Annotated in this window: 13 protein-coding genes and 1 pseudogene; 8 read left to right on the forward strand and 6 right to left on the reverse strand. The window is 72.6% G+C overall.

The window, feature by feature from the left end:
* Nucleotides 1-39: 39 nt before the first annotated feature.
* The 3 genes from ACFWBF_RS13815 to ACFWBF_RS13825 all read left to right on the forward strand — a co-directional run bounded on the left by ACFWBF_RS13815 (nt 40) and on the right by ACFWBF_RS13825 (nt 3,588).
* Nucleotides 40-1,431, forward strand: coding sequence for a serine/threonine-protein kinase (locus ACFWBF_RS13815; protein WP_385600067.1), 1,392 nt, complete (start codon nt 40-42; stop codon nt 1,429-1,431).
* A 161-nt stretch (nt 1,432-1,592) separates the two neighbouring features.
* The gene (locus ACFWBF_RS13820) at nt 1,593-2,567 is read left to right on the forward strand and encodes an LGFP repeat-containing protein (RefSeq protein WP_385600070.1); all 975 of its coding nucleotides are present in this window, start codon (nt 1,593-1,595) and stop codon (nt 2,565-2,567) included.
* A 37-nt stretch (nt 2,568-2,604) separates the two neighbouring features.
* Nucleotides 2,605-3,588 (forward strand): hypothetical protein, encoded by a 984-nt coding sequence (locus tag ACFWBF_RS13825; protein ID WP_385600072.1) that lies wholly within the window; start codon nt 2,605-2,607, stop codon nt 3,586-3,588.
* 41 nt (nt 3,589-3,629) lie between these two features.
* On the opposite strand, the gene ACFWBF_RS13830 is transcribed toward ACFWBF_RS13825, so the two are convergent.
* From ACFWBF_RS13830 to ACFWBF_RS13840, 3 genes and pseudogenes are all read right to left on the reverse strand, one after another.
* Complete coding sequence (locus ACFWBF_RS13830) at nt 3,630-4,397, reverse strand: 3-hydroxybutyrate dehydrogenase (protein ID WP_385600075.1); 768 nt, start codon at nt 4,395-4,397, stop codon at nt 3,630-3,632.
* A 465-nt stretch (nt 4,398-4,862) separates the two neighbouring features.
* Nucleotides 4,863-5,633 (reverse strand): annotated as a pseudogene (locus ACFWBF_RS13835) (IclR family transcriptional regulator C-terminal domain-containing protein); the annotation flags it as partial.
* A gap of 743 nt (nt 5,634-6,376) precedes the next feature.
* Nucleotides 6,377-6,904, reverse strand: coding sequence for an RNA polymerase sigma factor (locus ACFWBF_RS13840; protein WP_385600078.1), 528 nt, complete (start codon nt 6,902-6,904; stop codon nt 6,377-6,379).
* A gap of 478 nt (nt 6,905-7,382) precedes the next feature.
* On the opposite strand from ACFWBF_RS13840, the gene metG reads away from it, so the two are divergent.
* From metG to ACFWBF_RS13855, 3 genes are all read left to right on the forward strand, one after another.
* Nucleotides 7,383-9,098 (forward strand): methionine--tRNA ligase, encoded by a 1,716-nt coding sequence (gene metG / locus ACFWBF_RS13845; protein ID WP_385600081.1) that lies wholly within the window; start codon nt 7,383-7,385, stop codon nt 9,096-9,098.
* Between the two features lie 980 nt (nt 9,099-10,078).
* Nucleotides 10,079-10,690 (forward strand): hypothetical protein, encoded by a 612-nt coding sequence (locus ACFWBF_RS13850; RefSeq protein ID WP_385600084.1) that lies wholly within the window; start codon nt 10,079-10,081, stop codon nt 10,688-10,690.
* A 37-nt stretch (nt 10,691-10,727) separates the two neighbouring features.
* Entirely contained in the window at nt 10,728-11,510 is a 783-nt protein-coding gene (locus ACFWBF_RS13855; protein ID WP_385600087.1) for a hypothetical protein, read from the forward strand.
* A gap of 33 nt (nt 11,511-11,543) precedes the next feature.
* Here ACFWBF_RS13855 and ACFWBF_RS13860 read toward each other — a convergent pair whose 3' ends face one another.
* The 3 genes from ACFWBF_RS13860 to ACFWBF_RS13870 all read right to left on the reverse strand — a co-directional run bounded on the left by ACFWBF_RS13860 (nt 11,544) and on the right by ACFWBF_RS13870 (nt 14,027).
* Nucleotides 11,544-12,740 (reverse strand): MAB_1171c family putative transporter, encoded by a 1,197-nt coding sequence (locus ACFWBF_RS13860; RefSeq protein ID WP_385600090.1) that lies wholly within the window; start codon nt 12,738-12,740, stop codon nt 11,544-11,546.
* Nucleotides 12,737-13,294, reverse strand: a complete 558-nt coding sequence (locus tag ACFWBF_RS13865; protein ID WP_365919020.1) for a toxin-antitoxin system, toxin component — start codon at nt 13,292-13,294, stop codon at nt 12,737-12,739. The genes ACFWBF_RS13860 and ACFWBF_RS13865 overlap by 4 nt, the downstream gene beginning before the upstream one ends.
* A 64-nt stretch (nt 13,295-13,358) precedes the next feature.
* Complete coding sequence (locus tag ACFWBF_RS13870; RefSeq protein ID WP_385600092.1) at nt 13,359-14,027, reverse strand: helix-turn-helix domain-containing protein; 669 nt, start codon at nt 14,025-14,027, stop codon at nt 13,359-13,361.
* Nucleotides 14,028-14,362: 335 nt separating this feature from the next.
* Between ACFWBF_RS13870 and ACFWBF_RS13875 the strand changes: the two genes are divergently transcribed.
* Both ACFWBF_RS13875 and ACFWBF_RS13880 read left to right on the forward strand, forming a co-directional pair.
* Nucleotides 14,363-15,232 carry a helix-turn-helix domain-containing protein gene (locus tag ACFWBF_RS13875; RefSeq protein ID WP_385600095.1) on the forward strand — a complete coding sequence of 290 codons (870 nt, stop codon included), beginning with the start codon at nt 14,363-14,365 and terminating at the stop codon, nt 15,230-15,232.
* Nucleotides 15,233-15,287: 55 nt separating this feature from the next.
* Nucleotides 15,288-16,637, forward strand: a complete 1,350-nt coding sequence (locus tag ACFWBF_RS13880) for a 6-phospho-beta-glucosidase (RefSeq protein ID WP_385600098.1) — start codon at nt 15,288-15,290, stop codon at nt 16,635-16,637.
* Nucleotides 16,638-16,640: the final 3 nt, after the last annotated feature.

The following is a 16,640-nucleotide window of genomic DNA, read 5'->3' on the forward strand; positions in this document are numbered from 1 at the left end:
GTCGTACGTAGGCGGGAAGCGTTGACGGGGGAGGCGATCGTGGGACCGGAGCTGCCCCCGCGCGGCTATCGCGTCGGCGGCTGGGAGATCACCGGGCCCATCGGCGCGGGTGGCTGGGGAACGGTCCACGCCGCACGGCTGGTCGGCGACGCGGCCCGGTCGGCCGGTCCGCAGGACGTGGCGCTCAAGTTCCTGCCGACCGCCGAACTCGCACCACGGCAGGCCCGCAAGGTCGCGGAGACGGCCCGGCGCGAGGTCGAACTCGGCCGCCGGGCCGGCCATCCGAGGCTGATCCGCCTATGGGACTCCGTCGTGCTCAGCGAACCCGACCAGCCGCTCCTGGACGGCGCGATCGTGCTGGTCATGGAGCGGGCCGAGCGCAGTCTGCGGGACCTGCTGGAGGCCGGTTCGCCGACCGAGGCCGAGGGCGCCCGGCTGGTGACCGAGATCTGTGAGGGCCTGGTGCACCTGCACCGCAGCGGCTGGGTGCACGGCGACCTCAAACCGGACAACATCCTGCTGATGGCGGACGGTTCGGTGAAGCTCTCGGACTTCGGGCTCGCCACGGAGCTGACCGGCACCCACGGCACCCACGGGTACGCGCCGCCGATGGGCACCCTGGACTATCTGCCGCCCGAGCGGTGGAACGCCCCGCTCGGCGAGCACGGCGTGAAGGTCCGGCCGAGCGCCGACATCTGGGCCCTGGGCATCGTGATCCACGAGGTGTTCGCCGCGGGCGCCCCGCCGTTCCCCGGCGCCACGCCCGTCTCGCGCGGCGCCGCCACGCAGGAGTACGCCCACGGGCGCGCACCGCTGCGCCTGGACGACGCGGTACCGCCGTTCTGGCGCGAGCTGGCCGCCGACTGCCTGGCCCCGACCCACGCCGCGCGCGCCGCGCACACCGCCGAGAGCCTGCTGGTACGCATCACCGCGCGCCGGGCTCCCGCGGTACGCCGTCGCGGCGGCGCCCGCGGCGCCCGCGTGGCCGTCGCGGCCCTTGCGGCCCTCGCCGTGTGCGCAGCGGCCGCGGCGGTCTGGTCGTACGGCGCAGTGCGCGGCACGGGGACGGCGGCCGAAGTCACCCACCCGATACGGGTGTTCAACGCCGAGCAGCGCTGCCGGGACCGTACGGACCGGGACCCGCAGTGCAGTCTCGGCCTGGCGGTCGACCCCATGAGGTCCTACACCGCCGACAACGTCGTACCGACACGGGTGTGGCACGGAGACCTCCTCGCCGTCGACTGCCGGCTCGCCCAAGGGGTGCCCGTCATCGACGAATCGGACACCGTGTCCACCGAGTGGTTCCGCGTCCGCCTCCCGCTCGGCTCCACACCGTCCGTCGCCTGGCTGCCCGCGGTGCGCACGAAGGACCGCCCCTCGGTCCCCGGTTGCCCCCGCCCCTCCGTCGCATCCTCCAACACGAAGTATTAGCAGGGGACTTCGGGAGTCGTCACTCCGGAGCGTTCCGGATGCCTTGCCCGCCACCCCCACGGCTACCTTCCGCTGCAAGTGATCCCGAGGCGAAGGAGCAAGCCGTGCATGGCTTGGCTGTTGCACGACGCGCGCGACTCAGAACAACGATCCTGCTGGTCATGGCGGCCGTGTCCGCCCTCGGCCCACCGGCATGGGCGGCGCAGGGCGCGCACGGCGTGCCCGGCCCCCTCGGGCACACCGCGACGGCCGAGATGTACTGCGCCATCCCCGCGGAACGGGACATCGCGGTGACCCGCAAGGTCTACGAGGTCGGCCAGCGCCGCGGCGTGTCCGACAAGGTGATGCTCGCCGGATTCGAGACGGGCTGGGTCGAGTCCCGTATGAACAACCTCGATTGCGGGGACCGGGACTCGCTCGGCGTCTTCCAGCAACGGCCCTCGCAGGGCTGGGGCTCGCGCGAGCAGATACTCGACGTCGACTACTCGGCGAACAAGTTCTTCGAAGTGGCCCAGCAGATGGAACCGGGCATGGAGGGCAGCACCGCCGGGCAGCTCGCCCAGGCCGTCCAGCGCTCCGCCTATCCGGACCGCTACGACCAGGCGGAGGGCACCGCACGGGCGCAGCGGGACGAGGCCTTCCAGCCGTACGGCACGATCGGCGCGAAGTACGACGGCCTCGGCGGCCCGGGCGGCCCCCTCGGCACGCCGGTCCGCGCCGAGGAGAACTCCTCGCTGGGCGGCCGCTTCCAGGCCTTCCAGAACGGCATCGTGATCTGGCATCCGGATGCGGCGTACGCGATCTACGGGGACATCCTGCAGAAGTTCTGGGCGACGGACGCGGAGCGTCGTTGGGGTTTCCCGACGATGGACGAGGCGGAGGCCGCGCAGGCGCCGAACGGGACCCGGGGCCGGTACCAGTTCTTCGAGCAGGGTCTGTTCTTGTGGTCTCCGCAGACCGGGACGCATGTGGTTCACGGGGCGATCTACGAGGCGTTCCACGCGGCCGGGCACGAGAAGGCGCTGGGTTACGCGGTGACCGACGAGATGGACGAGGCCGGCGGCAAGGTCCAGCAGTTCCAGAAGGTGACCATCCACTGGACCCCCGCCAAGGGCACCTGGATCACCAACAACTGACGGGGGGACAGCCATGAAATCGCAGATCCTTCGGCGCGTGAGCGGCGCGGCGGCCCTGACGCTTGCCGCCCTGGCCACCACGCTGTGCGCGGCGCCCGCCGCGAGCGCATCGGACCCCGGCGGCATGATCGGGCGGGGCGAGGCGATGGACCGCGCCTGGTCGTGGATCGCCGAGCAGGTCCCGTACAGCCAGAGCGGGTGCCACGAGAACCAGTTCGGCTGCTACCGCCCGGACTGCTCGGGCTACGTGTCGATGGCCTGGCACCTGAACTCGTCCCTGACCACCTGGGACCTGTGGAACGTCACCGTCGACGTCCCCGCGAACGACCTGCAGGCCGGCGACGCCCTGCTGCGCGACTCGGGCGGCACGGACCACGTCGCGCTGTTCCTCCGCTGGGCGGACGGCGCCCACACACAGCCGGTGGTGCGCGAGGAGTACGACTTCGGCCACGTGGCCGAGGAGCGGACGTGGACCGACGGGCTCCGCGGGTTCTCGCCCCGCCGCTACAACCGGTTGGACGACCTGATGCCGTACGGCACGATCGGGGCGAAGTACGACGCCATGGGCGGCCCGAACAGCCCGCTGGGCGCGCCGACCCGGGGTGAGCGCGATGCCTCGCTGGGCGGCCGCTTCCAGGCCTTCCAGAACGGCATCGTGATCTGGCATCCGGATGCGGCGTACGCGATCTACGGGGACATCCTGCAGAAGTTCTGGGCGACGGACGCGGAGCGTCGTTGGGGTTTCCCGACGATGGACGAGGCGGAGGCCGCGCAGGCGCCGAACGGGACCCGGGGCCGGTACCAGTTCTTCGAGCAGGGTCTGTTCTTGTGGTCTCCGCAGACCGGGACGCATGTGGTTCACGGGGCGATCTACGAGGCGTTCCACGCGGCCGGGCACGAGAAGGCGCTGGGTTACGCGGTGACCGACGAGATGGACGAGGCCGGCGGCAAGGTCCAGCAGTTCCAGAAGGTGACCATCCACTGGACCCCCGCCAAGGGCACCTGGATCACCAACAACTGACGGGGGCTCCGCACGGCGTGGCCGGCGGCTGGGAGGCAGGCTCAGTTCGCCCCCCAGCCGCCGTCGAGCGGCAGCGAAGCCCCGGTGAGGTGGCCGGTGTGGGGACCGCACAGCCACAGCGCGGCCGCCGCGACGTCCTCGGGCTCGATCAGCCGCTTGATCGCCGACCGGGCGAGCAGCACCTCGGACAGCACGTCGCCCGGGCTGATGCCGTGCGCGGCGGCCTGGGCCTCGATCTGCGCCTCGACCAGGGGCGTCCGTACGTACCCGGGGCTGATGCAGTTGCTGGTCACACCGTACGGGGCGCCCTCCAGCGCGGTGACCTTGCTCAACCCCTCCAGCCCGTGTTTGGCCGCGACATAGGCGGACTTGAAGGCGCTGGCCCGCAGACCGTGGACGCTGGAGATGTTGACCACGCGGCCCCAGCGGGCGCCGTACATGTGCGGCAGCACCCGCCGCAGCAGGAGGAACGGCGCGGTGACCATCACCTGCTGGATCAGGGTGAATCGCTCGGGCGGGAACTCCGTGAGCGGAGCGACGTGTTGCAGCCCGGCGCTGTTGACCAGGATGTCCACCGCGTCGGGCAGGGTCTCGATGGCGCCCGGGTCGGAAAGATCGGCCGTGTGGGCCAGGGCCCCCCGGGCCCGCCCGCCCAACGCCCGCGCCACGGCGGCGGCCGACCCTCCGTCGAGATCCACCACGTGCACGGTGGCTCCCGCGGCGGCCAGGGCCACCGCGCATGCCCTGCCGATGCCGCTGCCGCCGCCCGTGACGAGAGCGACACGCCCCCGCAGAAATTCGCTCGTCATGGCGGGTAACAGTAAGCACCGGCGCGTACGCCGCCCATGGTGCGGGGCGCCACACTCACCGGGCCCGCAGTGGCGCCCCCGCACATGGGGTTCTCAGGTGCGCAGGACCACCAGCCCGTTCGCGGTGGGCAGGCTGCCCGGGCTGAGCGGAGCGAAGGTGTGCGGGAGCGCGAGGCGCGGCGGACCGTGGTCGGGGTCCGCCGGGGCTTCGAACAGGTACGCCGCCGCCGCGGTGGGGTCGCTGACCAGGTGCGGCCCGTCGGCCGCGGTGGCGCCGCGGGCGAGCGGGGCGAGGGCGGTGCGAAAGACGCTCCGCAGGTGCCGCAGGGTCTCCGGAGTGACGTGCTCACGCAGCGGTTGCTCCGCGGGCGTGACCGGGTCGGCCTCCGGAGCTCCCGGGCCGTCGGGCCGGTCGGCTCCGCCCTCGGCCGTCGCCGCCGGGGCGTCCGGCGGGATCGCGCCCGACAGCAGCAGGGCCAGCAGCACCGGTACGGCCTTGCGGCGCAGTGCCTCGGTGGCCTCGCGCAGCCGGTGGGCGTGCGTGGCGGGCAGCGAGAGCGCGAGGCTGCCCGCGGCGTCACCGGTCGCGATGGGCACCGCCGCGCAGACGACGCCGGGGGAGTACTCCCGCAGGTCGAAGACGGGCGCGCCCGGCGCCACCGCGTCCAGGGCGCTGAACAGGGCCCGGCTGTCGGTGATGGTCTGCGGGGTGAGCCGGGCGGGCCGGTGCCGGGCCACGTGGTCCGCGCGCCGGTCGTGGTCGAGCTGGGTCAACAGGCACTTGCCGACGGCGCTGGCGTGCGCGGCGTCCCGGAAGTCCACCCACTCCCGCACCGGCGGGGCCCCGGGCCCGTCGGCCGTCTGCGTGATCCGGACCTCGCCCTCGGCGTACCGGCTCAGGTACACGGCCGCGCCCGCGCTGTCCCGGGCCAGCGCCAGCGTGCGCTGGAGCTGCCCCGCGAGTCCCCGGCCGCCGGGGGCCGCGAGCCGGTCGAGGGCGGGCCCGCGGCCGTACACCCCGGCGCCCGGGCGGTACGCGTACCCCTCCTCGCACAGCATCGCCAGCAGCGGGCCGAACTCCGCCTCGGCCAGGCCCGCCTCCCGCCGGAGCTGGGCGGCTCGTACTCCGAGCGGATGCCGCTCCAGGACCCGTACGACGGCCAGGGCGCGGCGCGCCTCGGCCAGCGCCTTGCCGGCGTCGGGCCGTACGACGGTGCCGCGCGCGGCGGCCGCCAGCGCGGGGTGGCGCAGCGGGCCCGCTCCCAGGCGCGGCGGTTCGGCCGGGGCTGCCGCCGCGGGCGAGAGCCGGAACGCGGCCAGCACCCCGGTCAGCCCCGGCCGCGGCAGCGGTACGGGGCCCAGGTCGGGGTCGTCGAGCTGGTCGACGTAGCGCAGGACGGCCGCCTGCGCGCACAGCCGTACCTCCCGCAGGTCCCGGCGGCCGCTCGGCCGGAACCCGCGCCCGCCCAGCTCGCGCGCCCAGATCCGGGCGTCGTGGTGCTCGCCGCGCCGGGAGTGGTCGAGGAACAGGCAGTAGGCGGCGGGCGCGGTGCGCGCGCGCCCGGACCCGGCGGCGAACTGCCACCAGAAGCGGGCTCCCTCGCGCAGCCCGGCCAGGTGCAGCAGGCAGCCGAAGACGAGGGCCCCGGGCAGGTGGAGGTGGCCGTCGCTCACGAAGGCGTCGAGGTCGGCTCCGGCGCGGGGGCCGCACACGGCGGCCAGGCAGACGGCCTTGAGGTCGCGCCGGGCCCGTTCGGAGTCGAGCGGGCAGTCCCGTGCGGGATCGCTCCAGCCGAACGTGCGGCGCCGGGCGGGGGCCGCGGCCCGCGACCGCCGCGAGCCGCGCAGCAGCCGGGCTTCGGCCGCGCCCAGGTCGTAGTGGGGATAGCGGTCGCGGACACCGGCCCGGGCCAGGAACTCGGCCAGGGAGCGGGGGAGTCCGCCGTCGTCGCGCCTCATGCCGGGGCTCGTGTTCCGGCTCATGATTCGGCGGACGTGTCGAGCAGGCGGGCGAGCCGCCGGTGCGCCTGGCCGAGCTGGGAGCGGACCGTCGCCTCGTCCACGCCCATCACGGCCGCGGCCTCCCCGGGGGTGCACTGGAGTCCGTACCGCAGCAGGACGGCGTCGCGCTGGCGTTCGGCGAGCCGGGAGACGGCGGAGTAGAAGCGGATGGTGTCGGTGAGCACCTCGTACTGGTCCGTCTCCGCGTGGGCCTCCTTGAGCGCGGCCTCGAAGGCGCTGATGTCCATCGGCTCGGGCCAGGGGCTGCGGCGGCGCTGCCGGTCGACGATGCGCTGTTTGAGGACGGTCCAGGCGTAGGCGTCCAGGCGGTCCATGTGCAACATCGGCAGCCACTCGTTCATGATCGAATCGAAGGCGGCGTCCACCGCCTGCTCGGCCGCCGCGTCGGAGCCCAGCTGCAAGTACGCGAAACGCATGTACGCCGGACGCCGGTTGCTGTGGAAGGCCCAGTACGACAGGCGTGCCGTCGGATCCCACTGACTCATGGGCGTCGGCCGCCGTCGCCGGCTCGGCAGCCCCACAGCCCCACCACCGGACTCCTCCGGTCCGCCATCGCTCACCGCTCCACCCCATCCCGTTTGCGCGGCCAGGAAATCAGCGCGGGCGCACTCGGAGGGCGCATAGATGAAACCTGGGAGCATTACGTTCGGTGATGACCGACCTGTGATCGGTATCGATCACGCACCCGCTCAACCAGCGCAAACGCATATGCCGCCCTCATTCGCGCCTCCGCGGCCGCACGACGCGTGACGATCCGGCTGCCCGGTCGGGGGTCTCGTCCCCCCGCTGTACCATGGCCCCAGCGCGAGGGCCGTGACGCAGTGGTCACCGTCCTCGCTTCTGCGTTACGCCCACCCCGAAGAAATGCGGCACGTGGCGTTTCGGCGGTTCGATACGATGAACCGGATCAATCCGCCACGCACGTCACGTTGTACCGGCATATATGAAATGGAGCATCCGAGGATGGCTCGACACCTGATCACCAGCGCGCTTCCCTACATCAACGGGATCAAGCACCTGGGCAACATGGTCGGGTCGATGCTTCCGGCGGATGTGTACTCCCGGTACCTCCGCCAGCGCGGCCACGACGTCCTCTACATCTGCGCCACCGACGAGCACGGCACCCCCGCCGAGCTCGCCGCCAAGGAGGCCGGCATCTCGGTCGCCGAATTCTGCGCGCAGGCCCACGACGCCCAGAAGGCGGTCTACGACGGCTTCCAGCTGTCCTTCGACTACTTCGGCCGCAGTTCCTCCGCGCAGAACGCCGAGATCACCCAGCACTTCGCGCGCAGGCTGCAGGAGAACGGCTTCATCGAGGAGCGCGCGATCCGGCAGGTCTACTCGCCGGTCGACGGCCGCTTCCTGCCGGACCGCTACGTCGAGGGCACCTGCCCGCACTGCGGCTACGACAAGGCCCGCGGCGACCAGTGCGAGAACTGCACCCGCGTCCTGGACCCCACGGACCTGATCGAGCCCCGCTCGGCGATCTCCGGCTCCACCGAGCTGGAGGTGCGCGAGACCAAGCACCTCTTCCTCCTGCAGTCCAAGCTCCAGCACGAGGTCGAGGCCTGGGTCGCGCAGCACGAGGAGGAGTGGCCGCAGCTCGCCTCCTCCATCGCCCGCAAATGGCTCACCGAGGGCCTGCTCGACCGCGCCATCACCCGCGACCTCGACTGGGGCGTGCCGGTCCCGGCCGACACCTGGCCCGAACTGGCCGCCGCTGGCAAGGTCTTCTACGTCTGGTTCGACGCGCCGATCGAGTACATCGCCTCCACCAAGGAGTGGGCCGACGCCGACCCGGCGAACCGCGACTACAAGGCGTGGTGGTACGAGGCCGAGGACGTCCGCTACACCCAGTTCATGGCCAAGGACAACGTCCCGTTCCACACGGTGATGTTCCCCGCCACCGAACTGGGCACCCGCGAGCCGTGGAAGAAGGTCGACTACGTCAAGGCCTTCAACTGGCTGACGTACTACGGCGGCAAGTTCTCCACCTCGCAGAAGCGAGGCGTCTTCACCGACCAGGCGCTGGAGATCCTGCCGGCCGACTACTGGCGCTACTTCCTCATCGCGAACGCGCCCGAGTCCGACGACTCGTCCTTCACGTGGGAGCACTTCACCGCCACGGTCAACAAGGACCTCGGCGGTACCCTCGGCAACTTCGTCAACCGCGTGCTGACCTTCTCCCGCAAGCGCTTCGGTGACGAGGTCCCGGCGGGCAGCGCGGCCGGCGAGGCCGAGACCAGGCTGGGCGAGCAGATCGCCGAACTGCTGGCCGAGTACGAGGGCCACATGGAGTCCCTCCAGTACCGCAAGGCCGCGGCCGCGCTGCGCGCCCTGTGGTCGGCCGGAAACGCCTACCTCGACGAGAAGGCCCCCTGGCTGGAGGTCAAGACCGACCTGGAGGGCGCGGCGCTCACCCTGCGCACCGCGATGAACCTCATCCACCTCTACTCGGTGGTCTCCGAGCCCTTCATCCCGGCCTCGGCGCACGCCATGCGCTCCGCGTTCGACCTCGCCGACGACACGGCGGCGTGGGTGACCCCGGAGCAGGCCAAGTCCCTGGACGCGGTCCCGGCGGGGACGCCGTTCACCGTGCCGCCGGTGCTCTTCGCGAAGATCACCGAAGAGGACCTGGAGTCGTACCGGGAGCGCTTCGGCGGCAACCCGGACGCCTGATCCTTCGCACGACGACTCCGTGAGGGGCGCGACCTCCCCCAGCTACCGCTGGGAGGTACCACCAGGGCCGCGCCCCTTCGGCGTACCCGGCCCCGGCCCGCGGCCGTCGGGGGCCGTCGGGTCCGGGCCGGGGCCGCGATCGGCGCCGGCCGGGCCCGCGGCGCGAAGGGCCCGTACGCCCGGGTGCGCAGCAGCGTGGCGATCACCACCCGCTCCCCGGCCGCGACCCCGTACGCCTCCAGACGCTGGCCGGACGGCGCTGCGCAGCATCACCGGCGTCGGCGAGGTCACCCGCAGCGCTTCCTCGATCAGGGGCGTCGGTGATCCGGCCGGGCCCCCGGTCGCGGTCGTGGACCAGGGCGACCAGCCGCGGTACGAAGGAGACGAGCGTCTCGGTGCCGGTCAGCAGCAACACCGCGACCGCGCCCCGCGCCTCGCACTCGCCCGGCCCCGGCCCCGGACGCCGCAGCCGCCCCGGCACGGTGGACCCGTCGGCCGCCCGGTAACGCGGTGACCGCCGCCTCGCTCAGCCCGGCCAACGCGGCCCGCGCACGCGCCGCCTGACCTCCGGTCAGCGAGGGCCGCCGCAGCCGCATCCACGACAGCGCCGCGCAGGCCCCGGCGAAGTCGGCCCCGGCGTCCGGCAGCCCGACCAGCTCCCGGCACAGGCGCCGGCGCAGGGCCGCGTGCTCGGCGCCTTCTGACCACCACCCCGACGCGGGGCACCCGCACGGCCGGACCGCGGGTGGCGGCCGCGCTCGGCAGCCGGTACGCGAAGGGGTGCGCGGCCGTCTGCACGCGCCGCTCCCAGCGCTCCCATTCGCCCATCGGGGCAGGCTGATGCCGCCGATGGCTTGAAGTGACCCCTCGCGCAGGGATCTTGACCTGTCTGCCGCGTATCGAACCTCTGCCGGGATCGTTTCTGCAGGAGAGAACCCTGGACAAACGCTGCATCTGCTGCGGAATCGGGAGGACGTGCGGTGACCGCTTGGCAGTACTTCGCCGGAGCCGGCATGGTGGCGGCGCTCTGCCCGCTGCACGGCCACGTGGCGGCCGCGGGCGACGGTCACGGGCGCGGAGCCCGCGTCGACCTGTGCGTGCCGGCAGACGCGAAGCCGGGCCGGCCGGCCGCGGCTCGGCCGTCGCTGCACCCGTCCCTGCACCCCTCCCTGCAGGCGCCCGTGCCCGGGCCCGCGCGGCCGACGGTGCGGCACCCGGGGAGCGGGCCCCTGCCGGCTCCCGCCGAAGCCGCGCTCCCGGGGTGGGCAGCGCCGACGGCGGAGGCAGGAGCGGGGCCGGCAGCGGAGACGGGGCCGGCAGTGGAGGCGGAGGCCGTACCGTCGCAGCCGCCGCCGGCCGGGCCGGGTGCCGGGCCCGTTGCCGGGGTGGCGGTCGCCGAAGCCGTGGTCCCGGCCGCGGTCGCAGCTCCGGCCGCGCCCGCACGTGGCTTCCACGTGCGCTCGTACCACTCATCGGCCCTGGCGCGGCGCGGCCCGGACGGCATGTCCACCGTGATGCTCATGGTCGTCGTCACCACCCCGGCGGTCCTCGCGGCCGCCGCGCTGCGGCCGCGGGGCAAGAGCCGTAGCTGACCTCTCATCCGATTGATTCACCCACTGGAGAACCCTCGTGTCCGAATGGCTGGTCCTGGCCATCGCCATGGCGCTCGTCTGCGCCGTCGTCCTCACCTTCACCGCGATCCGGCACCGCCGGGCCGCGGACGACGAGGACACCAGTGAAACCCCCGACGTCATCGAGTACATGACGATGATGGTCGGGGTCGTCTACGCGATCGTGCTGGGTCTGGCCATCGCGGGCGTCTGGGAGGCGCGCGGCGCCGCCGAGGACAGCGTGCGCCGGGAGGCCCAGTCCCTGTACGAGGTCACCCAGCGCGCGGACGTCTACCCGGTGCCGGTCCGCGACCGGATCCGGGGCGAGGTGGACGCGTACGTCTCCCACACCGTCAACGTGGACTGGCCGCGGCTGACCTCCGGCCAGGCCGCGACCGCCGAGGGCGCCGGGCTGCTCGGCAAGCTGCGCAGCGACGTCACCCACCAGGCCCCCGCCAACGAGCTCCAGGCGCAGGCCTACCAGCCGCTGCTGGACCACATCGCGGCCGCCGACGACGCCCGCCACTCGCGGACGCAGAGCGACGAGTCGACGCTGCCGAGCGTGGTGTGGTTCGGGCTGCTGGTCGGCGGGGTGGTCACGGTCGGGCTGATCTTCACCCTGCAGATCCGGCGTTCGGGCCGGGAGCTGCTCCTCGCCGGGCTGTTCAGCGCGCTGATCGTGTTCCTGCTGTTCATGGTGTGGAGCTTCGACGCGCCCTACGGCCGTGGGGGCATCGATTCCGCCGGCGCCTTCCAGGACCTGTTCCCGGCGGTGACGGTGACGGTGGCCGCCGGAAGCTGACCGCGCGGCGCTCGCCCCCGGGCCTCGGGCGGGTCAGGCCCCCGGGGACCCCGGCGCCCCGGAGAGCGCCGTCTGCCGCCGGACCTCCGCCACGACCGGCGAGTGCCGCAGGGCGTGGGAGATCCGTACGAGATCGCGCGGCCCGTCGGCGGCGTGCTGTGCGCTCTCCTCGCTGGCCCCGATGACCTTGCCCTCGGGGTCGGCGGCGCGGGCCCGCACCGCGGCCGCGACCATGGCGGCGTCGGCGACGGCCCGGGAGGTCTCCTCGTCGGCGCCGTCGGCGAGGGCCCGCGCGAGGGCCTCGTCCCGGTGGCGCTGGTCGAAGTACGGGCCCAGGTGCAGGAAACCGTCGTGGATGTCCGACTCGCGCTGGATCATCCGCAGCTCGGCGGCGGCCCACCAGGACATCTGGACGCAGGGGGTGCCGCCGGGCGCGGAGATCTGCACCTCGTGCCAGAGCGCGCCGAGGCGCCGGTACGTCGCCCAGTTCTGCCAGCTGTCCGACAGTCGCTGGCACACCAGCGGGAGCACGAAGCCGACGGCGCTGATGAGCGCGCCGAGGGAGGCGACCGGCGGGGCGAGGTCGGTGCTCAGCCAGTCGAGGTCGTGTCCGGTCCAGCGGGCGACGACGGCGGTCATCTTGGTCGCGTCGTAGCTGAGGTTGAAGATGTAGCCCAGGACGATGATCATCAGGCCGACGCGCAGCCACCCCCGCACCTGGAGGGACCAGCGCCAGCACATGGCCACCATCACGAACGCGGCCACGTTGTGGGCGACCAGGTAGAGGGCGATCAGCTCCCGCATGTACGGGGTGTTGGCGTAGTACGTGTCGAAGTCGCGCAGCCGCTCGACCGGCGCGTCACCGAGGACGAACAGCAGCGAGAGCGCCACGATCACCGCGCCGTAGCCCAGGATCCAGCGCCGGGAGACGCGCCGGGTGTCCTCCGGCGGCCCGCCCCGCCAGTTGACGATCAGCACCAGGCAGGCGGCGCTGAAGGCGGTGATCAGGCAATAGACGAGCGGGGCGGAGAAATTGGGGATGCCGGTCCAGCGGTTGACCGCCTCGATGGTGGGCGGGGCGGCGAAGGTGAACACCGATCCGGCCAGGGTGAGCAGCGCGCAGACCGAGCGGAGCAGCGGGTCCCGCCAGTTGTTGCGCAGGGTCGGCAGCTTGAACGCGAGGGAGACACCCATCGCAACTGCCGGTGTGTAGTAGTCCTGGCCGTTCAACGGTCGTTCCTGTGCCCCCGGTATCCGAGCGAGGCCTCGATGCGGCCCGCCAGCTGATCACGTTGTGCCGGTGCCCGGTGGCTCGCCGAACCGGCCAGCCACGTACGGCATCTGCTGCCCAGCAGTAAACCGAAGGTTTCCGCTTCGGTCTCCTCCTGGACGTCGGCGCGCGTGCGCGCGGCCACCCGCCGGACCGTCTCGCCGAGATCGGCCTCGTCGGAGAGCAGCCGGGCGGCGACGGCGGCGCCGTCGACGTGGTGGCTGCAGTGGCCGGCCTTCATGTGCCACAGCTCGTGGCCGAGGATCACCAGCTGGTGGTCCGGTGCCGTGCGCTCCTCGATGACCACCAGATCGCGGTCCGCCATGTCGAGCCACAGACCGCTGGCCGTCCCCGGCGGGAACGAGGCCATCCGGAACTCCACCCGGCGGCCGCGGTGTTTGCTCATGCCCTCACAGAGGGCGGCGTAGAGGTCCACGGGTTCCACGGGCGCGGTCAGCGTGATGCCGGCCACCAGCTCCCCGCACAACCGCCGCTGCTCTCTGCCTATGCTCACCGTTCTCCCCGTCGGCGCGGATCCGGATCAGGACTCAAGGATCAGACCCAGACTTTCGACTGGGTCAGGACTCGTTCGGTTTTACGCTTTCGAGAAGCATGTCCAGCCATTCGGTCACCTTGTCCCGGTGCTTGTCGCTGGGCAGTTGGGCGGCCCGCCAGGCGATGCCGCGTACGCCGTGGTTCTGGAGAAGTCTTGCCAGCGGATCGCCTGCCGAAGCGGCGGCGGCCGGTACGGTTTCCCTGGCTCTTCCCGCGAAGTCCTGGAGCAGTTGCTGCTCGGTCCGCTGGAGCGCGTCGGTGAGGGCGTCGGCGTCGTGGGCGGTGAGGAAGCCCGCGTGTACCCCGAAGAAGCGCTGGATGGCGTCACAGTGCTCCATGGTGGGCCGCCGGTCGCCGTTGATCAGGGCCCCGGCCTGCTGCCGGGACATGCCGGCGCCGTCCGCGATCTCCTGCTGCGTGTACCGGCGTCCGTTGGACTTGACCCGGGTGCGGCGCAGCAGGTCGAGGCGCTGGAGGAAGCGGGTCTGAAGATCGGGTTCACCGGCGGGCCTGCCGTCCAGCAGCGTCCTGACCACGTCCGCGGGGACGCCGGAGGCCGCGGAGAGCCGACGCAGGTCGAAGACCTGGTTCAGGTCGCGGCCCATCTTGCCCGCGAGTTCGGCGACGCGCGTGACGGTGGCTGCCAGGGGCGCGTTGGCCACCGCGACGGGAGCCGGGAAGCCGTCTGTCACCAGTGGTTCTCCTAGATCGCGCGAGGTCGGTACGGGCACATGGTCGGCTCCTGGAATCTAGCCGCTCACGCTGCGGAGGGCTAGAACTTGCCACAGCTGTGGCGGGAATGAGCTGTCAAGAGGCTGGAATTGCCACAATAGTTGACACTCGAATGAAGTCGGTAGCAGGATCGCCACACGGAAATGAAGATCCAGACCGTGAGGAGGGGGAGCTCTCGGTGCCACATCTCGCAGCGGTGGGCCCGTCCGATGGCCTCGCCCGAGCCGGTGAGGAGCGCCTGGCGGGCGATGAGTCCGCACGCGGCGCCGTGCGGTCAGAGCGACGCAAGGAGATTTTGCGCCAGCGCCGAGAGGAGCTGGGGCTGAGCCAGGAGGACCTCGCGGCACGGCTGCGGATCAGCGTGCGTGCGTACGGAAACTGGGAACGCGGCCTGGTCAAGGAGTGGACGGACCGCAAACTGCTCGCCCTGGCCGAGGCCTTGGAGATGAGCGAGCGGCAACGCTTTTGGCTCTTCCGGGTCATGGTCGACCGCGACCCGCCGCCCACCTGGCGCGCGGCCGAGGAGAACCGGCTGCCCGAAGACCCCGCACAGCGCGACTACCTGTGCGACTACGCGGCACTGATGGAGGCCGTGCCCTACCCGAGCTTCCTGGTGGACCACCGCTGGGACGTGGCCCTCACCAACTCGGCCTTCGACCGGCTCTTCCAGTCGGTACGCCCCCATCCGACCGCTCTGCCGGACGACAACTTCCTGCGCTTCGTGCTGTTCCACCCGGACGCCGCGGCCGTGCTGGAAGACCATGAACCGGCCTGGTGCGTACCGCTGTTGGCCAGATTCGCGACCGCGCTGGCAGCCGCGCCGGAGGACGAGGGGCTGCGCAGCATCCGCCAGGAGGTGGCCCGCGACCCCTTCATGGAGGCGGCCTACCGGTACGGGGTGCCGCACTGGCTGACCACGCACGGGGCCGACGCCGCCGAGCAGGACGGGGCGGTGCGCACCGTGCGCCATCCCGACCCGGGCTGGGGACTGGTGCGCTGCCGGATGGTGGCCGAATCCAGCCGCATGCTCAACGCGATGGGGCTCACCCGTATCACCCTGATCCTCTCGGCGCCGAAGGGAGCGTCGATCGGCCCGGTCCGCGGCGGCGGAGCGCCGCAGCACCAGGGGCCGCGGCTGCGCGCCGTGCCGTCGCTCGGGGACTGACCCGGCGGGGGACACTGGTGTCACGAAACGTGGCACTGCGAAGGGCGGTATGGGCGTGCGGCTGACGATCCTCGGCGGGGGCGGATTCCGGGTACCGCTCGTGTACGGAGCACTGCTCGGCGACCACGCCGAGGGCAGGGTGTCGCAGGTGACCCTCTACGACGAGGACCCCGGCCGGCTGAGCGCCATGGCCCGGGTGCTCGCGGACCAGGCCGCGGGTGTGCCGGACGCACCCGCCGTCAGCGCCACCGCGGACCTCGACGAGGCGTTGCGTGGCGCGGACTTCGTGTTTTCGGCCATCCGCGTCGGTGGGCTGGAGGGGCGCGCCGCCGACGAGCGGATCGCCCTGGCCGAGGGAGTGCTGGGTCAGGAGACGGTGGGCGCGGGCGGGATCGCGTACGGCCTGCGGACCGTGCCGGTGGCCCGGGAGATCGCGCGCAGGATCGCCCGTACCGCTCCCGAGGCGTGGGTCATCAACTTCACGAATCCGGCCGGGGTGGTCACCGAGGCTATGGCCGAGGAGCTCGGGGACCGGGTGATCGGGATCTGTGACTCGCCGGTGGGCCTCGGGCGGCGGATCGCCCGGCTGCTGGGCGCCCGGCCCGAAGAGGCCTGGATCGACTACGTCGGCCTCAACCACCTGGGCTGGGTGCGCGGGCTGCACATCGGCGGCCGCGACGAACTGCCCCGGCTGCTGGCCGATACCGAGGCCCTGGAGTCCTTCGAAGAGGGCCGGCTCTTCGGGGCCGACTGGCTGCGCTCGATCGGCGCGGTACCCAACGAGTACCTGCACTACTACTACTTCAACCGTGACACGGTACGGGCCTACCAGAAGGCCAGGCAGACCCGCGGCGCCTTCCTGCGCGACCAGCAGCGCGGCTTCTACGCCGAGGCGGGCCGCCCCGGGCAGCGGCCCGGCGAGGCCCTGGCCGCCTGGGACCGGACCCGGGCCGAGCGCGAAGCCACGTACATGGCCGAGAACCGCGAGGCGGCGGGCGTCGGCGAGCGCGACGAGAGCGACCTGGAGTCGGGCGGCTACGAGAAGGTCGCGCTGGCGCTCATGCGGGCCATCGCCCGGGACGAGCGGGCCACGCTGATCCTCAACGTCCGCAACCGGGGCACGCTCTCGGCACTCGACGCGCAGGCCGTCATCGAGGTCCCGTGCCTCGTCGACGCCAACGGGGCCCACCCGGTGGCCGTCGCCCCACTGCCGCTGCACGCGGCGGGCCTGGTGACCTCCGTCAAGGCGGTCGAGCGCGAGGTGCTGGCAGCCGCGGCGAGCGGGTCCCGGGCGGACGCGGTCAAGGCCTTCGCGCTGCACCCGCTGGTGGACTCGGTGACGGTGGCCCGGCGGCTGCTCGACGGGTACGCGGCGGAGCATCCGAACCTGGCCTACCTGCGCTGATGC

Source organism: Streptomyces sp. NPDC060028 (assembly GCF_042736725.1).
Taxonomy (GTDB): Bacteria; Actinomycetota; Actinomycetes; order Streptomycetales; family Streptomycetaceae; genus Streptomyces.

Coding starts and splice junctions, on each gene's coding strand:
- ACFWBF_RS13820 (WP_385600070.1), top strand. CDS start 1,593: ATGGCGGCCGTGTCCGCCCTCGGCCCACCGGCATGGGCGGCGCAGGGC.
- ACFWBF_RS13830 (WP_385600075.1), bottom strand. CDS start 4,397: ATGACGAGCGAATTTCTGCGGGGGCGTGTCGCTCTCGTCACGGGCGGC.
- ACFWBF_RS13840 (WP_385600078.1), bottom strand. CDS start 6,904: ATGAGTCAGTGGGATCCGACGGCACGCCTGTCGTACTGGGCCTTCCAC.
- metG (WP_385600081.1), top strand. CDS start 7,383: ATGGCTCGACACCTGATCACCAGCGCGCTTCCCTACATCAACGGGATC.